This is a genomic window from Streptomyces sp. NPDC047982, from assembly GCF_043204165.1.
GTDB lineage: Bacteria > Actinomycetota > Actinomycetes > Streptomycetales > Streptomycetaceae > Streptomyces.
Genome location: NZ_JBIDBS010000001.1, coordinates 209,750 through 232,637, shown reverse-complemented (window position 1 = coordinate 232,637; position 22,888 = coordinate 209,750). Strand labels below are relative to the sequence as shown.

Here is a 22,888-nt window from a genome sequence, read left to right as displayed (position 1 = left end):
GACGTCCCCATTGATAACGAATGAAGCCGGTTCCGTCAGCGGGACGACGCGGATCAGCGGCGCGACATGTAGATGTCGAGAGCCTTGTGGAGCAGCTTGTTCAGCGGGAAGTCCCACTCACCGAGGTACTCGGCCGCCTGCCCGCCGGTGCCCACCTTGAACTGGATCAGACCGAAGAGGTGGTCGGTCTCGTCCAGAGAGTCGGAGATGCCGCGCAGGTCGTAGACGGTGGCCCCCATGGCGTACGCGTCGCGCAGCATCCGCCACTGCATCGCGTTGGAGGGCCGGACCTCCCGCTTGTGGTTGGCGGACGCGCCGTACGAGTACCAGACGTGACCGCCGACGATCAGCATGGTCGCGGCGGCGACGTTCTCGCCCTCGTGCCGAGCGAAGTAGAGCCGCATCCGGTTGGGGTCCTCGGTGTTGAGGACCGTCCACATGCGCTGGAAGTAGCTCAGCGGACGGGGCCGGAAACGGTCGCGCTCCGCCGTGATCTCGTACAACCGCTGCCACTCGTCGAGATCCGCGTAACCGCCCTGGACGACCTCGACGCCAGCCTTCTCGGCCTTCTTGATGTTGCGTCGCCACAGCTGGTTGAAGCCCTTGTGGACGTCTTCGAGGGACCGGTTCGCCAGGGGCACCTGGAAGACGTAGCGGGGCTGCACGTCGCCGAAGCCGGCGCCGCCGTCCTCGCCCTGCTGCCAGCCCATCTTCCGCAGCCGGTCGGCGACTTCGAAGGCGCGCGGCTCGATGTGGGTGGCCTCCATGTCGCGCAGCCGCTTCACGTCCGGATCCTGGATGCCCGCCTTGATGGCGGCCGCGTCCCAGCGGCGGATGACGACCGGCGGGCCCATCTTCACGGAGAAGGCACCCTGCTGCTTGAGGTGCGAAAGCATCGGCCGGAGCCAGTCGTCCAGGTTCGGGGCGTACCAGTTGATGACCGGGCCCTCGGGCAGGTAGGCGAGGTAACGCTTGATTTTGGGGAGCTGACGGTAGAGCACCAGGCCGGCGCCGACGAGCTGTTCGTTCCGGTCGAACCAGCCCAGGCTCTCCGAACGCCACTCGGACTTCACGTCCGCCCATGCCGGGACCTGCATGTGACTCGCAGCGGGCAGACTCTGGATGTACGCCAGATGCTGCTCTCGGCTGATGGTCCTCAGGGTCAGGCTCATGCGGGGCGCTCCTCGGCAGGTGTGTCCCCATCGGTCAGGGGCTCCGGCTCTCGCGCCGAAAGCCTACTGCGACCGGGGAGCGCGCCGTCTGGCCGCATGCGACCTGGCTGGTCCGTACCCGCGGGGCGGGGCTCCTCCGAGCCCTGTCCCGGTACGGACCGGCCAGGTCCTGGTACCGCTCTTCGTGCCGGACCCGGGGCGGTCCCGGCATATGCGGGTCACCGTCATGCCGGCCACGGCCGGTTCGGCGCTGTCCCACCGCGCCGTCCGTGCCGGGTCAGCCCACCACGCCGCCGAAGAGGCCGCCGTGTGCCATGCCCAGGAAGAATCCGATGGCGGACGCGCCCAGGCCGACGATCAGCGGGAACCTCTCGCGTGTGGTCACCGAGATGTACTGCCCGTACGCGGCGGTGAGGATCCCGATGAGTCCCGCCCACGAGCTGATCAGATGCAGGTTGTGGAACATCGCCGTCACGAAGGCGAGCGCACCGAGGACCAGCGTCACCGCCACCAGGGTCTCCTGGAGCGGATGGGGCCTGCCGTCCGTGGCGAGGAGGGAGACGGGAGGACGGGGTCGTGTTGCCTGTGCCATGGAGGACCTCCTGGCCGAAAGGCGGTGCATTGTGGCACCGCTCACACCCGATGTGTACAGATTGCGTCTCCTGAGCCACGGATTTCAACCGGAAGCCGGTGTGCGGGTACTCTGTACGATCTGCACCGGTGTCTGCCCAGGTCGGCATGTCAGTCCCCGCTCGACGGAGGGCGTGGCGACCGTCCCGCGCGGAGACATCGATGCCACGCATCACGACCCTCCTGCCACGGAACGACCGTGGCCGCCGAGTCCAAAGGAGGTGGGTTCCACATGCGTCACTACGAGGTGATGGTCATCCTCGACCCCGATCTCGAGGAGCGCGCTGTCTCCCCGCTGATCGAGAACTTCCTCTCCGTCGTCCGTGAGGGCAACGGAAAGGTCGAGAAGGTCGACACCTGGGGCCGTCGTCGTCTCGCTTACGAGATCAAGAAGAAGCCCGAGGGCATCTACTCGGTCATCGACCTGCAGGCCGAGCCTGCGGTCGTCAAGGAGCTCGACCGCCAGATGAACCTGAACGAGTCGGTCCTCCGGACCAAGGTCCTCCGCCCCGAGATCCACTGAGCATTCCGCTCAGCGGTCATCGGGTCCGAGTAGCAGCAAGCAGCCAGAAGCAATCCCCGCCGAGAGGTTCACCATGGCAGGCGAGACCGTCATCACGGTCGTCGGCAATCTCGTCGACGACCCCGAGCTGCGCTTCACCCCGTCCGGTGCGGCGGTCGCGAAGTTCCGCGTCGCGTCCACTCCCCGCATCTTCGACCGGCAGACCAACGAGTGGAAGGACGGCGAAGGCCTGTTCCTCACCTGCTCGGTCTGGCGGCAGGCGGCGGAGAACGTCGCCGAGTCGCTCCAGCGAGGCATGCGCGTCGTCGTGCAGGGCCGGCTGAAGCAGCGGTCGTACGAGGACCGCGAGGGCATCAAGCGCACGGTCTACGAGCTGGACGTCGAGGAAGTCGGCCCCAGCCTCAAGAACGCCACGGCCAAGGTCACCAAGACCACCGGCCGCGGTGGCCAGGGTGGGTACGGCGGCGGCCAGCAGGGTGGCGGCAACTGGGGCGGCGGTCCCGGTGGCCAGCAGGGCGGCGGCGGCGCTCCCGCCGACGACCCGTGGGCCACGAGCGGTCCGTCCGGCGGCCAGCAGGGCGGCGGAGGCGGCTGGGGCGGAAGCTCTGGCGGCTCCGGCGGCTCCGGCGGCGGCTACTCGGACGAGCCTCCCTTCTAGGGCGGCTCGACCCCCACTTCTTGATCACACAGGAGAAACATCATGGCGAAGCCGCCTGTGCGCAAGCCTAAGAAGAAGGTCTGCGCGTTCTGCAAGGACAAGACCCAGTACGTGGACTACAAGGACACGAACATGCTGCGGAAGTTCATTTCCGACCGTGGCAAGATCCGTGCCCGCCGCGTGACCGGCAACTGCACGCAGCACCAGCGTGACGTCGCCACGGCCGTGAAGAACAGCCGTGAGATGGCGCTGCTGCCCTACACGTCCACCGCGCGATAAGGAAAGGGTGACCGATTCATGAAGATCATCCTGACCCACGAGGTCTCCGGCCTCGGCGCCGCGGGCGACGTCGTCGACGTCAAGGACGGGTACGCCCGTAACTACCTGGTTCCGCGTGGCTTCGCCATCCGCTGGACCAAGGGTGGCGAGAAGGACGTGGCGCAGATCCGCCGCGCCCGCAAGATCCACGAGATTGCCACGATCGAGCAGGCCAACGAGGTCAAGGCCAAGCTGGAGGCTGTGAAGGTCCGCCTGGCCGTTCGCTCCGGCGACGCCGGCCGTCTCTTCGGCTCCGTGACCCCGGCCGACATCGCCTCGGCGATCAAGGCCGCCGGTGGCCCCGACGTCGACAAGCGTCGCGTCGAGCTCGGTTCGCCGATCAAGACGCTCGGCGGGCACCAGGTGTCCGTGCGTCTGCACCCCGAGGTTGCCGCGCAGCTCGGTATCGAGGTTGTCGCTGCCTAAGGGCGCAGCTCATCAGAGCAGAGTGAAGGGCCGCACCCCCGCCGGGGTGCGGCCCTTCATCGTTCTCGTGCCGAGTGACTGTTCCCGTGCGCGGGTGATGCCGTTCTCGCGCTGATCGCTGCCGTTCTCGTGCGAGGCCGGTTCCGCGCGGAGTGCCCGAAGCTGGTGGGCGCAAACCGCCGGCATGTTTCACGTGAAACGCGGCGTTTCACGTGAAACATGCCGGCGGCTCAACGTGTAGCGCCCGTCACCACCCACTTGCCTGACCTGGTGCGAAGCCAGAGGGTCGCCATGCGAACGGCCATCATCAGCGTCATCGCCCACCACAGTGCGGTCAGGCCGCCGCCGAGTACCGGCACGAGCAGGGCGGCCGGGGCGAAGACGGCCAGCGTGACGATCATGGCCCAGGCGAGATAGGGCCCGTCCCCAGCCCCCATCAGCACGCCGTCCAGGACGAATACCACGCCTGCGATCGGCTGGGACAGTGCCACGACCAACAGCGCCGGGAACAAAGTGTCCTGAACGGCCTGGTCGCCGGTGAACAGGGGCACGAACAGCGGCCGCGCGAGGACGATCAGCGTTCCGAGTGCGATCCCGGAAGTGATGCCCCACTGCACCATCCGGCGGCAGGCCTGGCGTGCGCCTTCGGAGTCACCGGCTCCCAGGTAACGGCCGATGATGGCCTGCCCCGCTATGGCGATGGCGTCGAGTGCGAAGGCCATCAGGCTCCAGAGCGAGAGGACGACCTGGTGTGCGGCGATCTCGGTGTCGCCGAGGCGTGCGGCGACGGCCGTGGCGATCATCAGTACCGCCCGGAGCGAAAGCGTACGGACCAGCAGCGGAACGCCGGCCTGGGCGCTGGCCCTGATGCCCGCCGCCTCGGGGCGCAGCGAAGCGCCGTACTGCCGAGCCCCGCGTACTACGACGACCAGATAGGCGGCGGCCATGGAGACCTGCGCGATGACGGTTCCCCAGGCCGATCCGGCGATACCGAACCCGGCGCCGTAGACAAGCCCCGCATTGAGGACAGCGTTGGCCGTGAAACCGCCGAGGGCGACGTAGAGCGGGGTTCTGGTGTCCTGCAGGCCGCGCAGAACGCCGGTGGCGGCCATCACCACGAGCATGGCCGGGATGCCGAGGCTGGAGATCCGCAGATAGGTGGTGGCATAGGGGGCCGCAGTGTCGGAGGCTCCGAGGACGTCCACGATCAGGGGTGCCGCGGGGAGTACGACGGCGACGACGCATGTGCCGAGCAGAAGGGCCAGCCAGATGCCGTCCATGCCCTGTTGGATCGCGGAGGCCCGATCGCCCGCTCCGACCCTGCGTGCCACGGCCGCCGTGGTGGCGTAGGCGAGGAAGACGAAGACGCTGACGGCGGTGGTCAGCAGGGCGGCCGCAACGGCCAGACCGGCCAGCTGCGCCGTGCCGAGGTGGCCGACGATGGCACTGTCGACCATCACGAAGAGCGGTTCGGCGACGAGTGCGCCGAAGGCCGGTACGGCGAGAGAGATGATCTCGCGGTCGTGCCGTCGACGGCGGGTCGGGGATGGTGCCGGGGCCTGGGTCATGGGGGTCAATCTAATCTTCCACAGGTAATAGACGCAATGTAGACGTAGTCCTTACATATGCTGCGGCTCGGCGCTCCTCCGTGTGCAGTTGGTCGTGATCTTGCGTGGACCTGAAAAGTTTTTCTCTCCCACAGCCGGTGGATGGGGAAGTGCCAGGTCAGGGCGTCGATGCGGGGGCGGCTATGAATTTGTCCACAGTGCTGTCCCCTGCTCCGTGCACAGGTTCTGCGGAGTTCTCCACAGCATCTGGTCTGTCGTCCACATGCCCTGTGGATAACCAGATTGGCTGACGGTGCCGAGCGGCCTACCGTGGTCCGGCGCCCGCACCCTGTTCCGGCCCTGAAGCCTTGTAGAACTCGACGCGCCGGAACCGGAGTCGGGCGTCTTGTTTGTCGGTGCCGTGCCGTAAGAAAGAGTGGCACGGCGAGGTCCGCGGAGCGGACGGGAGGAGGTGGCCCGGTGAGCATTCCCGAGCCTTTGGACTGGGCCGACACCGGTCCCGGCGACCGTCTGCCCGTGTCCCGCCAGCGCCGCGGTGGGGGCCGTGACCGCGCCGACCGGCGCGAGGACGGCATGGGCGACGACGGCTGGGAGGGGGGCCCTCCAGGCTTCGAACGGGTGCCGCCCCAGGACCTCGACGCCGAGCAGTCGGTGCTGGGCGGCATGCTTCTGTCGAAGGACGCCATCGCCGACGTCGTGGAGATCATCAAGGGCCACGACTTCTACCGCCCCGCCCACGAGACCGTCTACCAGGCCATCCTGGACCTCTACGCCAAGGGCGAGCCGGCCGACCCGATCACCGTGGCGGCCGAACTGGTCAAGCGTGGCGAGATCACGAAGGTGGGCGGAGCGCCGTACCTGCACACGCTCGTGCAGTCCGTGCCGACCGCGGCGAACGCCTCCTACTACGCGGAGATCGTTCACGAGCGGGCCGTCCTGCGGCGGCTCGTCGAGGCCGGTACGAAGATCACGCAGATGGGATACGCGGCCGACGGCGATGTCGACGACATCGTGAACTCGGCCCAGGCCGAGATCTACGCCGTCACGGAGCAGCGCACCAGCGAGGACTATCTGCCACTCGGCGACATCATGGAGGGTGCCCTCGACGAGATCGAGGCGATCGGTTCGCGCAGTGGCGAGATGACCGGCGTGCCGACCGGCTTCACCGATCTCGACGCCCTGACGAACGGCCTTCATCCGGGGCAGATGATCGTCATCGCGGCTCGTCCCGCCATGGGCAAGTCCACCCTGGCACTGGACTTCGCACGGGCCTGTTCGATCAAGAGCAACATGCCCAGTGTGATCTTCTCGCTCGAAATGGGGCGCAACGAGATCGCGATGCGCCTGCTCTCGGCCGAGGCGCGGGTGGCACTGCACCACATGCGTTCGGGCACCATGACCGACGACGACTGGACGCGGCTGGCCCGGCGGATGCCGGACGTGTCGGCCGCTCCTCTCTATATCGACGACTCCCCGAACCTCTCCATGATGGAGATCCGCGCCAAGTGCCGTCGTCTCAAGCAGCGCAACGACCTCAAACTCGTGGTCATCGACTATCTGCAGCTGATGCAGTCCGGTTCCTCGAAGCGTGCCGAGAGCCGCCAGCAGGAGGTCTCGGACATGTCCCGCAACCTCAAGCTGCTCGCGAAGGAGCTGCAGGTCCCGGTCATCGCCCTCTCCCAGCTCAACCGCGGGCCCGAGCAGCGCACGGACAAGAAGCCGATGGTGTCCGACCTTCGTGAATCGGGGTCCATCGAGCAGGACGCCGACATGGTTATACTCCTGCACCGCGAGGACGCGTACGAGAAGGAGTCCCCCCGCGCGGGCGAGGCCGACCTGATCGTGGCCAAGCACCGCAATGGCCCCACGGCGACGATCACCGTGGCCTTCCAGGGGCATTACTCCCGATTTGTGGACATGGCTCAGACCTGATCCATCTGTCCCAGCGACGGCTGCCTGCGTGCTGCTGGTTGACAGCCGCACAGCCCTCGATTCCGCCGCCCGAAAACTCGGCAACGTGATCGACGGAGTCGATGCCTTCCGCATCCTCCAACTGCTTGATGATCACTCTTGCTGGCCCGACGTTGTCACTGCCCTCGTCCATCTCGCCGACCACTTCGATGCCACCGAGATCCCCATCGACTGCGCGCGCCGCCGCAGCCTCGACTACTTGCGTCTGCTGCCGTCCGAGGATTGGGCAGAGAGCTGCCACGAGACCGGCACACCGCCTGGCACTGGCCTCCGCGAGGAGAGCACGCGTTGCCACCTGTTCCGCCGGATCAGCGGACGACCCACTCGAAGCCACCCCAGGCCATCCAGGCATCCACGACGCCGACTTCCGCACGGAATGCGTCCGCTTTACCGCACTGCGGACCCCCGCAATGGCCCGGGCTCTCGACGTCGAAGCACGGCCTTCCTCGCCGCCCAAAACATCCACAACGAAACCGGTCAGTCGGCATGCGCCCATCAGCTTCCTGGGCGGACTCGTACTCCCCGGTGCGGACCCCGACCACACTGATGTCCACCTCTTCCACGGGCTTGTCCGTCAGCGCGAGAACTCCGTCCGACATGCCGCGGAGATCCTCGGCACCGGTGTCGAGGCAGTCCGCCACCTCCTCGATCAGCACCCGGCCCCTACGCCTCCCGCCGGAGCCACAGGAAAGGTCCTCAAGCGGGCGAGGGAGACCTGCCGAGGACTGAACCGGCCCGCTTCTGTCTCGACCAGCACCGCTCTCTCGAAAAGATCGGCGATTTGACCGGCTTCTCCCGCAGGGTGTTGAGCTGCTTCGCCCGCGAGTAAGAGGTCGCGCAGGTAGGTGCAGAGGCTGATGTCGGTCATGCACGACAACGGCACCGTCCGCCGCCAGGCAGTTGATAGCGTGATCGTCGTGACAGAACTGGAAGAGCTGGTCCTGAGCCCCGGCGAACGGGCCCGGGGGGTTCACGTCGACAGCGTGATGTTCACGATGGACTGGGCCGGTGAGGACTACCCGGGCCAGCTGGCTGCGTTCGTGGCTGGTCGAGTACAGGCCTTCGGGGCGGAGCCGACAGACGTCGACACCAACGTCGTCTACCGAGCGGCCGAGACCGACCCGACTCTGCGCCGCGGTGATTTGCCGGTCCGTCAGCTCGATCATCTGTCCGGTGTGCTGGCAGATCTCCGCTGCACGCTCATGGTGTGGGAGAACGGCACCGACACCTACGAGGTACTGGTCGCGCTGACCGATGAGCGTGTGCCGCCCGGGTTGATGCACCAGGGCCTCCCGGTGCGGGCCTGGGGCTCGGAACCCGAAGAGACCCTGGTCAGCCTGGACTGCCCGAACTGCTCGCAGATGCTGGTCTGGGAATTGTCGGCGGACCAGACCCTGGCCGACGAGCGCTGCGATTGTGGAGCCGCGTTGTTCGACGCCACTGGCCGTCCGCTGCCTCACGTCACTCTCCACGGCTGAGCCGCTCAGCGCCCTCTGACCCGACTCGTCCTCACCGATGCACTGCTCATCGAATGCAGCGCCCACTGATCCGCACCAACCCCGCCTGCCCGTCTTCACGTCACAGCGATCTACACCCAGCACTTCATGCTCGTCGGGTGCGGATCGCGCCCAGAGACGCCGGTGGTCAAGGCCGTGGCTCGATGGCGGGGCCCGGCAGCAGGACAGGCACGGGTGCCGACGATCAGGGAGTTGCGACGTTCTGTGATCACTGGGGAGACTTGTGCCCCGCAAGGCGGCTGCCGAGGTGCTAGGGAAGCTGCACATCGACAGTTCGGCTTGTCCGTCGTCTGCCTGTCCGTCGCAGCCGCGAACCCGCGCCGACCGAGCCCGGCACCTGGCGATATGGCTCGGCTCGTGTGATGCCGTCGGCTGCGTCCAGGCCGCGCCGACCGCCCCGCTGACCGTCCGGTTCGCCGCGGTGCATGCCGTCTCCGCCAACACCGCCGCTGCCGGGAACCTTCCGACCGAGCGGTACTGGACCACGCCACCGCCGACCATGCCGAAATCAACGCCGGGAGCGTCGCCGGATCCGATCTCCCGGCCGAACCGGCGGCGCCTCAGGCCGGCCCTTGCGTGCCGCTCGGTTTTCCCCGTTCAGCGCGTTCGGCCCTGAGCGCGCTGAGCCCCGGTCCCGGATCGGGCGGCAGCCCCGCCGAGAAATACGATCGCGTGCTCATTCACGAGGGGAGATCATGCGCAGCCCAGGCCCCATGGAACGCTCCGGGCAGCGGTCTGCGTCATCACCGTCGACGGGAAGAAGGTCGCCGACAACCGACGCGGCACGTCCGACACGATGTGCCGGTACCGGCGAAGCGAGGACCCCCGGGCGTAACAACGGCCGGAGCGAGAGCTCGTCGCCTCGCGGTCCCTCGGAGAGTCCCCCGACCCGAACGTCGAGCTCATCACCGGTGAGTGGTTGCTAGGGTCCGGGAACTCAAGGCGGAGAAGAACGGGCTCGGGATCTGGCTCTGCGGTGGTTCGCAGCTCGCCGGAGAGCTGATCGGTGAGGTCGACGAGCTGGTGATCAAGACGTATCCGCTGGTCTACGGCTCAGGCATGCCGATGTTCCGTTCGGACTTCGCGGTCACCGAGTTCGCCTTGGACTCGGTCCGTTCCTTCGGCAACGGCACCTTGGTCAGGACCTACAGCAGGAAGCGCTGACGGTCTGCGGGCCGGACCGCTGCCCCGGCCCATCGGAGAGGCGCTGCGGCAGAGTGCCCGCCGCGTCGAAACGAGTTCGCCAGGACTGTGCCCCTGTGGGTAGTTGTTGAGCATGACCTCTTCACACGAACACCTGCTTCCCAGTACGCAGCGCGCGTTGCTGCACCGAATCGCCACCGCGCAGTCGGAAGGACGGACCCCTTCGCTCGTTGCCGCGGTACAGAGGCGGGGACGAACGGTCTGGAGCGGCTCCCGCAGTTGCGTGGACGGCCACGCGCCTGATGCGGACACGCAGTTCAGGGTCGGTTCGATCACCAAGATCTTCACCGCCGTACTGGTTCTGCGGCTCCGGGACGAGGGGCTGCTGGACCTGGACGACCCTCTGGAGAAGCATCTGTCCGACACGGGCGTCGGCACGGTCACCATCCATCAACTCCTGGGCCACAGCGCGGGGCTGGGCGCCGAGTCACCCGCGCCGTGGTGGGAGAGGACTCCCGGCGCGCTGCGTCCCGAGCTGGCCGACGTGCTCGGCGAACGCACGGAGCTGCACACCCCGGGCCACCGCCACCACTATTCGAACCCCGGCTACACACTGCTGGGTTCCCTGATCGAGCAGCTGCGGGGGGCGAGCTGGGAGGAGGTGCTCCGGCGCGACATCCTGGAGCCGCTGGGCATGCACCGTACGAGCGTTCACCCCCGGGCACCGCACGCGGGTGGATGGGCCGTGCACCCCTGGGCGGACGTCATGCTGCCCGAACCGGCGGAGGACCTCGGGCTGATGGCCCCGGCCGGCCAGCTCTGGTCCACGACCGAGGATCTCCTCCGGTTCGCGGCCTTCCTGGCCGAGGGGGATGACCGAGTGCTCTGCGCCGCCTCCGTGGAACAGATGCGCGAACCTTCCGCGCCGTCCCAGCCCGGCGACTGGGACGGCTCATACGGTCTGGGCCTCCAGATCGAGCGAAGGAACGGCCGTACGCTCTTCGGCCACACGGGCTCGCTGCCGGGCTTCCTCGCCGCCCTGTGGTTCAGCATGGACGACGACGTGACCGCCGTCGTGCTGACGAACGTCACGTCGGGGCCGGTGGTCGGCGGTGTCGCCGGCGACCTCGTCGAGATCGTCGCCGAGGCCGAGCCCCGTATTCCAGAGCCCTGGCGTCCCCTGCCGGAGGCGGATCCGGAGCTTCTCGCGCTGACCGGCCCCTGGTACTGGGGTACACGGGCGCATGTCCTTCGCCTGGAACCGGGCGGCGGGCTGGATCTGCAGCCGCTGCGAGGCATTGGCCGCGGGGCCCGGTTCACCGCTCTGCCGGACGGCACCTGGATGGGTCGGGACAGCTATTACGCGGGAGAGATTCTGCGCGTCGTCCGAAACGACGACGGCAGCGTGAATCACCTCGACCTTGGCTCGTTCGTCTTCACACGGGAGCCGTACGATCCCGGGGCGGCGGTTCCCGGTGGTGTGGACGAGGGCGGTTGGCGGGGCCTCGGAGCCTGACAACAGCGCTTCGAGTGATCTGATCGCCGCGCTTTGTGGAATTGTCATTGACTCGTGCGATCTGGTCACCGCGTTTCACGTGAAACAGGTCGCGCCCTGCTCAGGGCGTGCATTCCCTCTGCGCGGCGGAATGCGCGGGTCTCGGGGTCCTGTCCAGGCATTGCTCGCCGCCGACGTGGTACGGAGAGGATCCCGGGCCGGTTCCTGGCAGACGTTCCAGGGCCGGCTCCGGGCAGAGGCTCCCGGTTCGGGCTCCGGGCCGTGGGTCAGAGCGCGAGCTTGAAACCCACATGGCTGGCGGTGAAGCCGAGACGCTCATAGAAGCGGTGGGCGTCGGTCCGGGAGACGTCGGACGTCAACTGGACCAAACTGCAGTCCAGGCGCCTGGATTCGTCCACGGCCCACTCGATCATCCGGGTCCCCAGTCCGCTTCCGCGCTCGGCGGTGTGGACCCGGACACCCTCGATCACCGAGCGGGTCGCGCCTCGCCGGGAGAGGCCCGGGATCACTGTCAGCTGCAGGGTTCCGACGACGCGGCATTCGCGAACGGCGACCATCAGATGCTGGTTCGGGTCGTCCGCCAGCCGCTGGTACGCCGCGTGGTACGGAGCCAGGTCGGCCGGCGACTCGCGTCGGGCGCCCAGCGGATCGTCGGCGAGCATGGCCACGATGGCGGGAAGGTCGGCGGGGGTGGCGGGGCGTATATCCACATCGCTCATGACCAGCAGGCTACGCAGGCTACGCGGGTGATGCGTGAACGGCGACCGGACGGCGAGTGGATTCACATGGCCGGTGCGGGGGCGCCCGGACTGTGCGTGTACCGCCCGGCTGATATGCGTACGACAGCGGCGCCCACCCCGCCGCCAGGCTTGGGCGGCCAGTCCGGGCCGATCGGTGAGCCATGAGGTCCACGTTGGAGCTTTCAGATGTTCGACGACCCTGCCGAGGGGCGGGTTCCTTCGCGGCCCCCACTCCGAGCCTCCGCTGCCGGCGTCGGGCCTTCGTCCCCAAGCCCGCCCGCACCGGGCCCGGCTCGCGTGGCGCGTACCGGCCGATGCATCGGGAGGTGCGGCGGGAAGCCGGAGCCGCCTGCGGCGCGCCGAAGACGGCAAAGTGATACTGCGTGGGGACCAACGGGAGCAGGCGGGGCCCACGGTGGGCCGGAGGCGTCAGCCCATCGCCACGGTCAGTGGGGCATAGCGCCGAGTCCAGTCGCCCGGCAGGTCCGGGACGCCACACATCATCACTGTGGTCTCGGAGACCGCTCGCAGACCAGACTTCTTGAGTCCGGCGAGCAACGCCCTGTGGCGCGCGTCGATGTCCGCGCGCAACGGCAGGTCCGTCGCCTCCGCGAGGGAGGCGACCAGCGCCCGGGCCGTGCGGCTGTCGGGGGCGATCAGCGGCCCGATGACCTGGGTGCCGGCGCTCGGCCAGCCCGCCGCGTAGCCGACGAGACCGCCGTCGTCCTCCGCGACCCGGAGATGATCGGCGTACGCGGGCAACCGGGCGAGGACATGGGTCCGGTCACTGCCAAAGACTTCCGCGTCGAGCCGGACGAGGGCACGCAGGTCATCCGCCGTGGCTGGACGGATGTCCACGGCGCACCCGTCGTCGCCCGTCGGCCGGAAGCGGCCGGTGACCCGGTCGGCGCGGCCCACCGCCTTGAAACCGAGCTGTTCATAGAGCGGCCGTCCCTCGGATGTCGCGTACAGGCTGAGGGGGATGCCATCTGCCTCGTCGATCACATGGCGCATCAGGTACCGGCCGAGCCCCTGACGTGCATGGCGTCCAGCGACGAGCAGCATGCCGATGGCGGCCAGTCGCGGACCGTAGGAGGTCACCACGCACGTGGCGATCAGTCCTCCGCCCCCTTCGGGGTCGTCGATGCCGTAGCCCGTCCCCGCAGCAAGGAGTAGGCCCCATCGGTGCTCGTCGCGTGGCCAGCCGCGGTCCTCGCAGAGATCGGAGCAGGCGACCAGGTCGCCCGGGGTGAGACGCCGGACGGGCAGTCCGGTGAGTGGGCGGGGCAGCGAGGTGGGCATGGGGGCCAGGCTGTCCGACGGCATGACGCCGCGTCCACTTCTTTACTCGTACTGGTTGCGCGGTGCAGCCGTCGGCCGCACCGGATCGTCCCCCAGGGCTTCAGTACCGATACTGCCGTGCCGAACAGATGCATGGCCGTCGCTATCGAGGTAGGGGGCTACCAGGCCGAAGCCGACGGAGCCACGGGCCGCCTCGTCGATGGCGGGTCGCAGTGCGAAGACCGACAGTGCCGCGGCGACCAGGGCGAGTCAGAACTTCGTCCAGACCCACCGATGCCGGGCGAGCCCCCAGGGCCTACCGAGCGACAGAGCGAGGCCGCTGAGCGGGGAGAACAGCGCGGACGGGACGATCAGCCTGTCCCCGAGGATCTTCATGGCCCGGGTGGCTGCCCGAGCGGTTTCCGGCTTGTTCGTGCGGAAGGCCGCGATCCCGAGCGCCAGAAGTCCGGCAGGCAGCCCCAACCGGCTCACGGACACGGTGGCATGGGCGACGAGGAGCCTGCGGTGGGCGGTGCGCTTGAGTGGTTTCACGTGAAACACGGTGCCGGGTACGGGTCGGCCGGGCGTCCGGTGGCGGGAGTAACCGCACGTCACTAGCCTGGGCGTCTGACCTGCCACTTCCCGGTTCGGTCCGGCGGGGCACTTGCTTGCGTCCCGGTGAGGTCGGCGCCGGTTCTCGGTACCGGCCGGACGGAGTGCGGCCCGGTATGGCGAGCATGCGAACGGCCGCGTGGGTTCATGGCCCGCACAGGGGGCAAAGGAGCGTAACGGGAAAGCTGATCCGGATACGTAGAACCTCCGCCACGTGTCCGGTCCGCGCTCACGACGGACTGCGTTCATGGCATGGCGAGCTGGCGGGGAACCGTCGGCGGTGAGCCGTCCGTCGACCGCAAACAGGGACCCGACCACGTCCGCGGACAGCGACCGCGAACGTCCGGGTACGAGACGACCAGAAGACGTTCAAGGCGAGGCACAGTAAGGCGAGGCACAGTATGGACGCTCCGGCCACCAGATGGACCGAAGGCGAGACGGGCAGATCTCCCGACGCGATTCTGATCCACCGCACGCTGACCGAGATGTCGCCCGTTGCCGACCAGGCGACCTCGTACTTCTACGCCCTGCTCTTCACCCGGCGCCCCGACCTGCGCTCCATGTTCCCGGTCGCGATGGACGTGCAGCGCGATCGCCTGTTCTGCGCGATCCTCGGCGCGGCCGAACGGTTCGAGTCCCCCCGTGCGCTGACCGAGTACCTCGGCGAACTGGGCCGGGGGCATCGCAAGTACGGAACACTGGCCACCCACTACCCCGCGGTGGGCGAGGCCCTCCTCGGCGCGCTGAGCCGTTACGCGACCACCGTGTGGGACGCGGAGGCCGAGGCGGCCTGGGTCCGTGCCTACACAGCGATATCGCAGATCATGATCGACGCGGCTGCCGACGACGAGCAGTGGGCACCGGCCTGGTGGCACGCGGAGGTCGTCTCGCACGAGCTGAGGACGCGTGACATAGCAGTCCTCACCGTGCGGCCCGATCAGGTCTATCCCTTCGTCGCCGGTCAGTACGCGGCCATGGAGACGCCCTGGTGGCCCCGGGTCTGGCGGCACTACTCCTTCGCGTCGGCGCCCCGCCGCGACGGTCTGCTCACCTTCCACGTCAAGGCGGTCCCGGCCGGGTGGGTCTCCAACGCCCTGGTGCACCGGGCCCGACCCGGCGACATCGTGCGCCTCGGCCCGCCCACCGGCTCGATGACGATCGACCACTCCACCCACAACGGCCTCCTCTGCCTGGGCGGTGGCACGGGCATCGCGCCGATCAAAGCCCTTGTCGAGGACGTCGCGGAGCACGGCGACCGGCGCCCCGTGGAGGTCTTCTACGGGGCTCGCAGCGATTGCGACCTGTACGACATCGAGACGATGATGCAGTTTCAGAAGACCTTTCCCTGGCTCGTGGTGCGGCCGGTGGTCTCCATCGGCCGACCGGAGCGGGAGGGCGGTCTTCGAGGACTGTTGTCGGAGGCCGTGCGCGAATGCGGTCCGTGGCACGAGTACGACGCCTATCTCTCGGGCCCGCCGGGCATGATCCGCAGCAGTGTGGACGCGCTCAGAGGCATCGGCATGCCGGTCGAACGCATTCGGCACGACTCCGTCGAGGAACTGGCCGCCGTCGCCCCCACCTGACGAACGCCGGGCGACGGGCGAGGAGTGCGCACGCCCTCACGGCAACGGCACACCCCCCGACGTGGCACGCCCCGATGTGGCCCGGCACGCCCTGATGCCCCCGGCACGCTCCGTTGGGGCATGCCCCCGGCCCGCGGGCGTGGCACTGGCCGGAGCCATGGCACCGGCTGACCGGCCCGCCTGCCGGGGCTGGTGCATCAGCCCAGGTCGGGTGCGTGCATCGCCCGTACGCCCTCGATGTTGCCGTCCAGGTAGTGCCGCAGTGACAGCGGTACGAGATGAACGGCCGCGATGCCCATCCGGCTGAACGGCACCCGGACGACCTCGTACTCGCCGCAGGGGGCGTCGATCTCGGGACCGTGGCGCCGGGACAGGTCCATCGACTCCAGTCGGCAGACGAAGAAGTGCTGGACCTTGACGCCCTTCACCCCGCCGCCCTCGATGTGCTCGACGGTGTCGACGAAACAGGGGACCACATCAGTGATCTTGGCGCCCAGCTCCTCGTCCAGTTCACGGTGCAGGGCGTCGACGACGGTCTCGTCCCCGGGCTCGACGCCACCGCCCGGCGTGAGCCAGTACGGGTCCATCCCGGGCTTGGTCCGCTTGATGAGGACGAGGTCGTTGCCGTCGAGCAGAATGGCGCGTGCGGTGCGCTTGACCACGGGACGTTCGGTCATGGCAAGAGCGTGGCCCACTGAATCGGTTCTGAAACACCCGGACGGCGCTGGGCCGTCCTGCGCTCACCAACTGGCGGCGGCACGCAGCAGCCACTCGTGCGCCCGCGCGATGTGCGGCAGCGCGAGCGTCCCGGTCCGCACGGCCAGGAGGTAGGTGCGTAACGGGGGCACCGGAGGATCGAGGAGCGCGACGACCTCTCCGCGTTCCAGCGCTCCCTCGCACAGATAGCGCGGCAGCACGGCGAGACCGGCACCCGCTACCGCGCACTCCAGGACGGCCCGGAGATCCGGGGCGATGACGGTTCCCGCGGAGGCGGGCCGGCCGTCGAACACGGCGGACCAGTACCGGGAGACGAACGGCAGGCTTTCGTGCACCTCCACGACCGGAAACTGCTCCAGCACCACGGGGCCGTCGTGCCGCAGGGCTCCTGGGCCCAGGCGCGCGGCCCAGCGCGGTGCGGCGACCAGTACGTGTTCCTCGTCGCAGAGCGGAGTCGCCGTGAGCAGCCCGCCGCGGGGGCGGGACGTCGTGATGACCAGATCATGGTGCCCGGCGGCGAGTCCCTCCAGGGTTTCCTCGGCGCCGGTGAAGAACGAACTGCGCAGGGTCAGCCCCTGGGCGACGAGCGGTGCGAGCGCGGGGAGGGCGCGCGCCGATGTGAACTCGGGCGGTCCGGCCAGATGCAGGGTCCGTACGGCCGACTCCTCGTCCAGCTCGGTCTCGGCGATCTCGACCAGCGCGTCCAGATGGGGCGCCGCCCGGTGCGCGAGTTCGTCGCCGACGGTGGTCGGCGTCACCCCCCGGGCTCCCCGGAGGAAGAGCGGTCGCCCCAGTTGGCGCTCCAGGGTGCGGATCTGCGAGGTCACCGCAGGCTGGGAGAGACCGAGCAGCGCGGCGGCCCTGGTGAAGGAACCGGCCCGGTGCACCGTGATGAACGTACGCAGCAGGGACAGGTCCATCTCCTGTCCCCTCTCACCGTTGCGACACTTCGGACCTGTACAACTATAAATATGTCGATAGGTCGGTGCCGCTTCGGTGATTGGACACTGACGGACGGTCAACTAGCCTGGGGCAGGCGGTTCTTCACATGAGGAACCGGGGCGGCCCGAGCCGCGAGGGGGGAGGCTCGGGCCGTCCGTGACGGTCAGTCCACACCCAGCGCCGCGTCCAGCGCGCGCTTCACGTCGGCCACCAGGTCGTCCGCGTTCTCGGCGCCGACGGAGAAACGGATGAAGCCTTCCGGCACGGCGTCGCCGCCCCAGCGCGCCCGCCGCTCGGCGGTGGAGCGCACGCCGCCGAAACTCGTGGCGTCGTCGGCCAGCCGCAGCTCGGCCAGGAAGCGCTCGGCCCGCTCCCGGTCGGGCAGCACGAACGACACCACGGAACCGAAGCGCCGCATCTGCCGCACGGCGATCGGGTACGAGGGGTCCACCGGAAGGCCGGGATACCGCAGCCCGGTCACCTCCCGGCGCCCGGCCAACGCCTCGGCCAGGACCAGGGCGTTGGCGCACTGGCGGTCGACGCGCAGCTCCAGTGTGGCGAGGGAACGGTGTGCGAGCCATGCCTCCATCGGGCCCGGGATCGCGCCGACGACCTTGCGCCAGCGCCGCACCCCCGCCGCCGGCCCGGGGGCGCGGCAGGTCACATGGCCGAGCAGGATGTCCCCGTGGCCGGTCATGCCCTTGGTGTCGCTCGCCACCGAGAAGTCCGCCCCCAGCACCAGCGGGCGCTGGCCGAGCGGTGTGGCGAGTGTGTTGTCGACGGCCACCAGCGCGCCCGCCGCGTGCGCGGCCTCGACGAGCCGGCGCACGTCGCAGACGTCGAGCCCCGGGTTGGACGGCGTCTCGATCCACAGCAGCGCGGCGCCCTCGAGGACCGCGAGCTGGGCGTTGCCGCCGGTCGGCGCGGTCCGCACCTCGACGCCGTAAGCCTCCAGCTGCTCGCGCACCAGCGGCAGCAGCTGGTATCCGTCGTCGGGCAGCACGACCACGTCGCCGGAGCGGACCCGGGACAGCAGCACGGCCGAGACCGCCGCCATGCCGGAGGCGAAGACGATGGTCTCGACTAGTTCCCCCGGTGCCTCCAGCTCGCTGATGGCGCGTTCCAGGTGGGTCCAGGTGGGATTGGTGTCCCGGCCGTAGGTGTACGGCCCGGTGGGGTCGCCGGAGAGATGGAAGTGCGCGGCGAGGACCGGTCCGGGCAGGGTGGGCTCGTACTGCTCGGGTTCGGGCAGCCCGGCCCGCACCGCCCTGGTTCCCTCGCCCATGGTGTCCATGCGGCTCCTCCTCGCTGCTCCCGGCCCGTGGCCGGTCTTCCACGCACTGTTCCAGTGGTTGCCGGATCAGTCCTCGTCGGGCAGCACCACGTTCAGCGCCCAGGACACGATCGAGATGATCAGACCGCCGAGCACGGCGGTCCAGAAGCCTTCGACGTGGAAGCTCAGGTCGAAGACACCGGCCAGCCAGGAGGTCAGCAGCAGCATGAGCGCGTTGACCACCAGGGTGAACAGGCCCAGCGTGAGGAGGAAGAGCGGCAGGGTCACCAGCTGCACGACCGGCTTCACCACGAAGTTCACCAGGCCGAAGAGCAGGGCGACCAGAATCAGCGTGAGCGCCTTGCGCCCGGTGCTGCCGCCCTCCAGCGTGATGTCGTCCAGCAGCCAGATGGCCACGGCCAGCGCCCCCGCGTTGGCGATCGTCTTGACTACGAAATTCTTCATGTGTCTGATCGTGGCAGACGCGGTCGGTGGCGGACACCGGCAGGATCGGGAAACAAAGGGCGGACGGGCATGAAGGCATTCAGACTGGATGAACTGGAAGCGGAGCGGGCCGCCAACAACGGCGCCTACCTGCAGTTCCTGAAGGAACGGAACATGTCCGTCGGCCTGTACGCGCTGAGCGCCGGCGAGCTCGACCCGCAGCAGCCGCACCAGGAGGACGAGGTCTACCTCGTCGTCAGCGGGCGCGCCTCGATCACCGTCGGCATGGAAACCACGCAGGTGGGCAGGGGAAGCGTGGTGTACGTACCCGCCGGAGTCGCCCACAAGTTCCACCACATCACCGAGGACCTGCGGGTCATGGTCGTCTTCTCCCCGCCGGAGAGCTGAGCGTCCCTCCGGGCAGAGTGGGCGCTCCTCCGGAGGGACGGGCTCCGGTGTCAGGGATCCCTAGGGGGTCGATCAGGGGACGGCAAGGGGTGCGGAGCGCCCCTCCGGCATCGTCGCGCCTCTAGCATCGGGACTGTCGGAGCAGGGACTCACAGAGACGAGGCGAGGACAATGGCCGTACGGGAGATATTCGCCGGGATGCCCTGGTGGGTGAAGTGGATCGCGGTGCCAGTGATCGCGATCGTCGTTTTCGGCGGGCTGATCGCCAACCTGCTCGGGTTCGTGATCGGTCTGCTCTTCAAGATCCTGCTCTTCGTGATCCTGGTCGGCGGTCTCGTCTTCGTCGTGCGCAAGGTCATGTCCTCCTCGGGCGGTGGCTGGTAGGCAGTAGGAAGATCGGAAACCAGCCATGGTGTTAGCCCAGCTGAGCTAAGCCAGGGACGAAACCACGCACCCTGAGGATACGGCCGATATGGTGGCATTCCACTGCCGCCACCTGGGGAATTAACTGACCGTCACCACCATGACCAGGTTTGCACGGTGTTCGGCCCTCGGACCCCAGCCATGCGGCGGTCTGTGGGGGAGGCCCCCACAGGCGGGCTGACCGCCCGTCACCACGCCTGGGGGTGACCGTTGACCACGGCATCGAGCACTGCTTCCCCGACGCTGATCGGTTCGGTGCAGCGAGCACTGAGGCTGCTGGAAGCAGTGAGCGCGCATCGCGACGGGGCACCCGCGAAACAGCTGGCCAGGGAGGCGGGGCTCCCCCTTCCCACGGCCTATCACCTGCTGCGCACTCTGACGCACGAGGGCTATCTGCGCCGCGACAACGGAGTGTTCCGCTTCGGGGCCGCGGCCGAGCGCCTGACCGCCGAGGGTACGCCGCAGAACCGTCGCAGCAGGATGGCCGAGTCGCTGAGCCGCTGGCGCGACACCATCGGCGCCCCTGTGTACTGCGCCATCTACCGCGAGGGCGAGATCGAACTCGTCGCGGTCGCCGACGCCCCCGCCACGCCCGCCGTGCACGAGTGGGTGTCCTTCCGGGAGACCGGGCATGCCCATGCGATCGGCCAGTGCCTGCTGAGCCGGATCGACGAAAAGGCCCGCGAGGATCATCTGGACCGGTATCCGGTACGGCCGCTGACCCGCTACTCGGTGAAGGATCGCGCGACGTTCCTCGAGCGGCTGAAGGCGCTGGAGCGCATGGAACCTGTCGTCGAACGGGAGGAGTACGCGCTGGGAACGGTTTGTGCGGCCATTCCGATCACCGTCGGCTTCACCGCCGCCGCGATGGCGATTTCGCTACCCCTGGAACAACAACACAGATTGCGCCCCGCAGTCGAACAACTACGTGGCGAAGTGGCCAGCCTCTTGCGTTCGTTCGTGTTCTCTATCAGTATCTGAAAAATCACTCCTTGTGATCTGCTATCGCGTGCACCACGATGGCGTCAATAGGGCCATGGGGGATCATTCCTGGCCAGATTCATCTACTGCGGGGTTGAACGATGCGCGAGTCGGTTCAAGCTGAGGTCATGATGAGCTTTCTCGTCTCCGAGGAGCTCTCTTTCCGGATCCCGGTGGAACTCCGGTACGAAGTGTGTGATCCGTATGCGATTCGGATGACCTTCCATCTTCCAGGTGACGCCCCCGTCACCTGGGCATTCGGCCGTGAGTTGCTGCTCGACGGCCTCAACAGCCCCAGTGGCGACGGCGATGTGCACATCGGGCCCACGGAACCCGAAGGGCTTTCCGATGTGCACATCCGGCTCCAGGTGGGTGCTGACCGTGCTCTCTTCCGGGCTGGTTCGGCGCCGCTCGTAGCCTTTCTCGACCGGACCGACAAGCTCGTGCCGCTCGGGCAGGAGCGCACGCTGGGTGACTTCGAGGGAAATCTCGAGGAGGCCCTGGGCCGGATCCTCGCCGAGGAGCAGAACGCCGGCTGAAGAACACGGTGTCGCCGACCGGGGGCCGCCGGTCGAACATGACATCCGCCGAATGGGCGAATCGCTCTCCGTGTTCGGGACCGCTCCTCGTCAGCCGACCGATGTGCGTTCCGGGGTGCTCACGGCTTCGTCCTGCGACGGCGGCCCTTCCCGGTCCGTACGGGTGCTGGAGCTCCGGCTTCCGCGCCGAGCCCTGTGCGGTCCGCGGACACCACCAGCGCGGCGAGCACCGTCGTCACCGGCACAGAGGCGACCAGCCCGATCGAACCGACCAGCGTCCGTACGACCTCCTCCGCCACCAGCTCGCTGTTGGCCACCGTGCCCACGCTGCTCCTGGCGATCGAGAACAACAACAGCAACGGCAGCGCGGCGCCCGCGTAGGCGAGCACCAGCGTATTGACGACTGAGGCGATGTGATCGCGCCCGATCCTGATCCCTGCCCGGTAGAGCCCCCGCACGCCCATCGTCGGGTTCGCCTGGTGGAGCTCCCAGACAGCCGACGTCTGGGTGACCGTCACGTCGTCGAGCACCCCGAGCGAACCGATGATGACACCGGCCAGCAGCAGGCCGCTCATGTCGATACGCGGATACAGCCCGTGGATGAGGCCGGTGCTGTCGTCGGTGTTGCCGGTCAGGCTCGCCCAGCCGATGAAGAGCGAGCCGAGCAGCCCGATCAAGAGGAGCGAGATCAGCGTGCCCACCACCGCGACCGAGGTGCGGGCGGTGAGCCCGTGACACATGTAGAGCGCGATCAGCATGATCGCGCTGGACCCCACCACCGCGACGATCAGCGGATTCGAGCCCTGGAGGATGGCCGGGAGGATGAACAGGGTCAGTACGGCGAACGACACGGCGAGCGCGACCAGCGCCATCACCCCGCGCATTCTGCCCACCGCGACCACGACCAGGGCGAAGATCCCGGCCAGCAGTGCCATCGGGAACTTCCGGTTCACATCGGTCACCGAATACTGCAGGTCACGGGGCGCGTCAGGGGCGTACGCCACGACCACGCCCTGCCCCTCGCGCAACTGACGTGATGCGTCGGGCTGGACGACCTCCACGAACCTCCGCCCGCTGTCGTGACCGGTCGTCACCTCGACCGTGGCCTTCGCGCACAGCCCGGTGCGGCCGGTCGACGGCGGAGCGGCTTCGCCCCCGACCGGCATCTGGGAGGCGTTCACCTCCTTGCAGCCCACGGGGGCGACATCCACCACCTTGCCCTGCTGGGTCTGCCGGTCGAAGCCGACACCGGTCCGTTCGTGCGGTGGCGCACCGCCCGGCCAGAGCGCCACCAGTCCGACGAGGACCGCGGCGGCGAACGGGATCAGTACGGCCGCGATGACCTTCCGCAGATGCCTGGAGACGGGCGCGGCGGGTCCGTGGGCGTGCGCATGGCCATGTGCGTGGTCGTGCTGATGGCTCGGTGGTTCGGAAGCTCTGGGGAGGGACGTCACCGGGCGATCATCGCAAGGAGGCAAGGGACCCTCTGTTCATTCCACCGGA

Annotated in this window: 24 protein-coding genes and 1 pseudogene; 13 read left to right on the top strand and 12 right to left on the bottom strand. The window is 68.4% G+C overall.

The window, feature by feature from the left end:
* Positions 1–53: 53 nt before the first annotated feature.
* Positions 54–1,172: a peptidoglycan bridge formation glycyltransferase FemA/FemB family protein gene (locus tag ACGF2V_RS01030; RefSeq protein WP_362627187.1), complete on the bottom strand. Its 1,119-nt coding sequence runs from the start codon at positions 1,170–1,172 to the stop codon at positions 54–56.
* 277 nt (positions 1,173–1,449) lie between these two features.
* Positions 1,450–1,764, bottom strand: a complete 315-nt coding sequence (locus ACGF2V_RS01025; protein WP_362627185.1) for a hypothetical protein — start codon at positions 1,762–1,764, stop codon at positions 1,450–1,452.
* A gap of 270 nt (positions 1,765–2,034) precedes the next feature.
* On the opposite strand from ACGF2V_RS01025, the gene rpsF reads away from it, so the two are divergent.
* The 4 genes from rpsF to rplI all read left to right on the top strand — a co-directional run bounded on the left by rpsF (position 2,035) and on the right by rplI (position 3,727).
* A complete protein-coding gene (gene rpsF / locus ACGF2V_RS01020) occupies positions 2,035–2,325 on the top strand; it encodes a 30S ribosomal protein S6 (RefSeq protein ID WP_015609864.1) in 291 nt (96 codons plus the stop codon).
* A 73-nt stretch (positions 2,326–2,398) separates the two neighbouring features.
* Positions 2,399–2,983 carry a single-stranded DNA-binding protein gene (locus ACGF2V_RS01015; RefSeq protein WP_362705725.1) on the top strand — a complete coding sequence of 195 codons (585 nt, stop codon included), beginning with the start codon at positions 2,399–2,401 and terminating at the stop codon, positions 2,981–2,983.
* Positions 2,984–3,025: 42 nt separating this feature from the next.
* The gene (rpsR, locus tag ACGF2V_RS01010; RefSeq protein WP_003967857.1) at positions 3,026–3,262 is read left to right on the top strand and encodes a 30S ribosomal protein S18; all 237 of its coding nucleotides are present in this window, start codon (positions 3,026–3,028) and stop codon (positions 3,260–3,262) included.
* 18 nt (positions 3,263–3,280) lie between these two features.
* Entirely contained in the window at positions 3,281–3,727 is a 447-nt protein-coding gene (gene rplI / locus ACGF2V_RS01005) for a 50S ribosomal protein L9 (RefSeq protein ID WP_073790804.1), read from the top strand.
* Positions 3,728–3,957: 230 nt separating this feature from the next.
* On the opposite strand, the gene ACGF2V_RS01000 is transcribed toward rplI, so the two are convergent.
* Complete coding sequence (locus ACGF2V_RS01000; protein WP_362705728.1) at positions 3,958–5,295, bottom strand: MATE family efflux transporter; 1,338 nt, start codon at positions 5,293–5,295, stop codon at positions 3,958–3,960.
* A 459-nt stretch (positions 5,296–5,754) separates the two neighbouring features.
* Between ACGF2V_RS01000 and dnaB the strand changes: the two genes are divergently transcribed.
* Complete coding sequence (dnaB, locus tag ACGF2V_RS00995) at positions 5,755–7,227, top strand: replicative DNA helicase (protein WP_389043626.1); 1,473 nt, start codon at positions 5,755–5,757, stop codon at positions 7,225–7,227.
* 347 nt (positions 7,228–7,574) lie between these two features.
* Here the strand turns inward: dnaB and ACGF2V_RS00990 are convergent, their stop codons facing one another.
* Positions 7,575–7,922 (bottom strand): hypothetical protein, encoded by a 348-nt coding sequence (locus ACGF2V_RS00990; protein WP_362705731.1) that lies wholly within the window; start codon positions 7,920–7,922, stop codon positions 7,575–7,577.
* 201 nt (positions 7,923–8,123) lie between these two features.
* Here ACGF2V_RS00990 and ACGF2V_RS00985 point away from each other — a divergent pair, with 201 nt between their 5' ends.
* From ACGF2V_RS00985 to ACGF2V_RS00975, 3 genes and pseudogenes are all read left to right on the top strand, one after another.
* Entirely contained in the window at positions 8,124–8,744 is a 621-nt protein-coding gene (locus ACGF2V_RS00985) for a hypothetical protein (RefSeq protein WP_362705733.1), read from the top strand.
* A gap of 886 nt (positions 8,745–9,630) precedes the next feature.
* Positions 9,631–9,947, top strand: a pseudogene (locus ACGF2V_RS00980) (dihydrofolate reductase family protein); the annotation flags it as partial.
* A 112-nt stretch (positions 9,948–10,059) separates the two neighbouring features.
* Positions 10,060–11,442 (top strand): serine hydrolase domain-containing protein, encoded by a 1,383-nt coding sequence (locus ACGF2V_RS00975; protein ID WP_362705735.1) that lies wholly within the window; start codon positions 10,060–10,062, stop codon positions 11,440–11,442.
* Positions 11,443–11,708: 266 nt separating this feature from the next.
* Here ACGF2V_RS00975 and ACGF2V_RS00970 read toward each other — a convergent pair whose 3' ends face one another.
* The 3 genes from ACGF2V_RS00970 to ACGF2V_RS00960 all read right to left on the bottom strand — a co-directional run bounded on the left by ACGF2V_RS00970 (position 11,709) and on the right by ACGF2V_RS00960 (position 14,015).
* Positions 11,709–12,161 carry a GNAT family N-acetyltransferase gene (locus ACGF2V_RS00970; protein ID WP_362627159.1) on the bottom strand — a complete coding sequence of 151 codons (453 nt, stop codon included), beginning with the start codon at positions 12,159–12,161 and terminating at the stop codon, positions 11,709–11,711.
* A 450-nt stretch (positions 12,162–12,611) separates the two neighbouring features.
* Positions 12,612–13,484 carry a GNAT family N-acetyltransferase gene (locus ACGF2V_RS00965; RefSeq protein ID WP_362627196.1) on the bottom strand — a complete coding sequence of 291 codons (873 nt, stop codon included), beginning with the start codon at positions 13,482–13,484 and terminating at the stop codon, positions 12,612–12,614.
* A 249-nt stretch (positions 13,485–13,733) separates the two neighbouring features.
* Complete coding sequence (locus tag ACGF2V_RS00960) at positions 13,734–14,015, bottom strand: hypothetical protein (protein WP_362705738.1); 282 nt, start codon at positions 14,013–14,015, stop codon at positions 13,734–13,736.
* A 461-nt stretch (positions 14,016–14,476) separates the two neighbouring features.
* On the opposite strand from ACGF2V_RS00960, the gene ACGF2V_RS00955 reads away from it, so the two are divergent.
* Positions 14,477–15,658: an FAD-binding oxidoreductase gene (locus tag ACGF2V_RS00955; protein WP_362627155.1), complete on the top strand. Its 1,182-nt coding sequence runs from the start codon at positions 14,477–14,479 to the stop codon at positions 15,656–15,658.
* A 197-nt stretch (positions 15,659–15,855) separates the two neighbouring features.
* Here ACGF2V_RS00955 and ACGF2V_RS00950 read toward each other — a convergent pair whose 3' ends face one another.
* The 4 genes from ACGF2V_RS00950 to ACGF2V_RS00935 all read right to left on the bottom strand — a co-directional run bounded on the left by ACGF2V_RS00950 (position 15,856) and on the right by ACGF2V_RS00935 (position 19,055).
* Positions 15,856–16,335, bottom strand: a complete 480-nt coding sequence (locus ACGF2V_RS00950; RefSeq protein WP_362627153.1) for an NUDIX hydrolase — start codon at positions 16,333–16,335, stop codon at positions 15,856–15,858.
* A 63-nt stretch (positions 16,336–16,398) separates the two neighbouring features.
* Positions 16,399–17,295: a LysR family transcriptional regulator gene (locus ACGF2V_RS00945; protein ID WP_362627150.1), complete on the bottom strand. Its 897-nt coding sequence runs from the start codon at positions 17,293–17,295 to the stop codon at positions 16,399–16,401.
* A gap of 185 nt (positions 17,296–17,480) precedes the next feature.
* Complete coding sequence (locus tag ACGF2V_RS00940) at positions 17,481–18,611, bottom strand: cystathionine gamma-lyase (protein ID WP_362627147.1); 1,131 nt, start codon at positions 18,609–18,611, stop codon at positions 17,481–17,483.
* A 66-nt stretch (positions 18,612–18,677) separates the two neighbouring features.
* Entirely contained in the window at positions 18,678–19,055 is a 378-nt protein-coding gene (locus tag ACGF2V_RS00935; RefSeq protein WP_362627144.1) for a phage holin family protein, read from the bottom strand.
* A 69-nt stretch (positions 19,056–19,124) separates the two neighbouring features.
* Between ACGF2V_RS00935 and ACGF2V_RS00930 the strand changes: the two genes are divergently transcribed.
* The 4 genes from ACGF2V_RS00930 (at position 19,125) to ACGF2V_RS00915 (ending at position 21,385) form a co-directional block, all read left to right on the top strand.
* Positions 19,125–19,442 carry a cupin domain-containing protein gene (locus ACGF2V_RS00930; protein ID WP_362627141.1) on the top strand — a complete coding sequence of 106 codons (318 nt, stop codon included), beginning with the start codon at positions 19,125–19,127 and terminating at the stop codon, positions 19,440–19,442.
* 171 nt (positions 19,443–19,613) lie between these two features.
* Positions 19,614–19,826: a DUF5326 family protein gene (locus ACGF2V_RS00925; protein WP_362627138.1), complete on the top strand. Its 213-nt coding sequence runs from the start codon at positions 19,614–19,616 to the stop codon at positions 19,824–19,826.
* 249 nt (positions 19,827–20,075) lie between these two features.
* Positions 20,076–20,846, top strand: coding sequence for a helix-turn-helix domain-containing protein (locus ACGF2V_RS00920; RefSeq protein ID WP_362705741.1), 771 nt, complete (start codon positions 20,076–20,078; stop codon positions 20,844–20,846).
* Between the two features lie 101 nt (positions 20,847–20,947).
* Entirely contained in the window at positions 20,948–21,385 is a 438-nt protein-coding gene (locus ACGF2V_RS00915; protein ID WP_362627132.1) for an SsgA family sporulation/cell division regulator, read from the top strand.
* Between the two features lie 119 nt (positions 21,386–21,504).
* Here ACGF2V_RS00915 and ACGF2V_RS00910 read toward each other — a convergent pair whose 3' ends face one another.
* Positions 21,505–22,839, bottom strand: a complete 1,335-nt coding sequence (locus ACGF2V_RS00910; RefSeq protein ID WP_362627130.1) for a YibE/F family protein — start codon at positions 22,837–22,839, stop codon at positions 21,505–21,507.
* Positions 22,840–22,888 lie beyond the last annotated feature (49 nt).

Coding starts and splice junctions, on each gene's coding strand:
- ACGF2V_RS00945 (WP_362627150.1), bottom strand. CDS start 17,295: ATGGACCTGTCCCTGCTGCGTACGTTCATCACGGTGCACCGGGCCGGT.
- ACGF2V_RS00975 (WP_362705735.1), top strand. CDS start 10,060: ATGACCTCTTCACACGAACACCTGCTTCCCAGTACGCAGCGCGCGTTG.
- ACGF2V_RS00970 (WP_362627159.1), bottom strand. CDS start 12,161: ATGAGCGATGTGGATATACGCCCCGCCACCCCCGCCGACCTTCCCGCC.
- ACGF2V_RS01025 (WP_362627185.1), bottom strand. CDS start 1,764: ATGGCACAGGCAACACGACCCCGTCCTCCCGTCTCCCTCCTCGCCACG.
- ACGF2V_RS01030 (WP_362627187.1), bottom strand. CDS start 1,172: ATGAGCCTGACCCTGAGGACCATCAGCCGAGAGCAGCATCTGGCGTAC.
- ACGF2V_RS00925 (WP_362627138.1), top strand. CDS start 19,614: ATGGCCGTACGGGAGATATTCGCCGGGATGCCCTGGTGGGTGAAGTGG.
- ACGF2V_RS00950 (WP_362627153.1), bottom strand. CDS start 16,335: ATGACCGAACGTCCCGTGGTCAAGCGCACCGCACGCGCCATTCTGCTC.
- ACGF2V_RS01015 (WP_362705725.1), top strand. CDS start 2,399: ATGGCAGGCGAGACCGTCATCACGGTCGTCGGCAATCTCGTCGACGAC.
- rplI (WP_073790804.1), top strand. CDS start 3,281: ATGAAGATCATCCTGACCCACGAGGTCTCCGGCCTCGGCGCCGCGGGC.
- ACGF2V_RS00955 (WP_362627155.1), top strand. CDS start 14,477: ATGGACGCTCCGGCCACCAGATGGACCGAAGGCGAGACGGGCAGATCT.
- ACGF2V_RS00935 (WP_362627144.1), bottom strand. CDS start 19,055: ATGAAGAATTTCGTAGTCAAGACGATCGCCAACGCGGGGGCGCTGGCC.
- ACGF2V_RS00965 (WP_362627196.1), bottom strand. CDS start 13,484: ATGCCCACCTCGCTGCCCCGCCCACTCACCGGACTGCCCGTCCGGCGT.
- ACGF2V_RS00915 (WP_362627132.1), top strand. CDS start 20,948: ATGCGCGAGTCGGTTCAAGCTGAGGTCATGATGAGCTTTCTCGTCTCC.
- ACGF2V_RS00940 (WP_362627147.1), bottom strand. CDS start 18,611: ATGGACACCATGGGCGAGGGAACCAGGGCGGTGCGGGCCGGGCTGCCC.
- rpsR (WP_003967857.1), top strand. CDS start 3,026: ATGGCGAAGCCGCCTGTGCGCAAGCCTAAGAAGAAGGTCTGCGCGTTC.
- ACGF2V_RS00985 (WP_362705733.1), top strand. CDS start 8,124: ATGTCGGTCATGCACGACAACGGCACCGTCCGCCGCCAGGCAGTTGAT.
- rpsF (WP_015609864.1), top strand. CDS start 2,035: ATGCGTCACTACGAGGTGATGGTCATCCTCGACCCCGATCTCGAGGAG.
- ACGF2V_RS01000 (WP_362705728.1), bottom strand. CDS start 5,295: ATGACCCAGGCCCCGGCACCATCCCCGACCCGCCGTCGACGGCACGAC.
- ACGF2V_RS00930 (WP_362627141.1), top strand. CDS start 19,125: ATGAAGGCATTCAGACTGGATGAACTGGAAGCGGAGCGGGCCGCCAAC.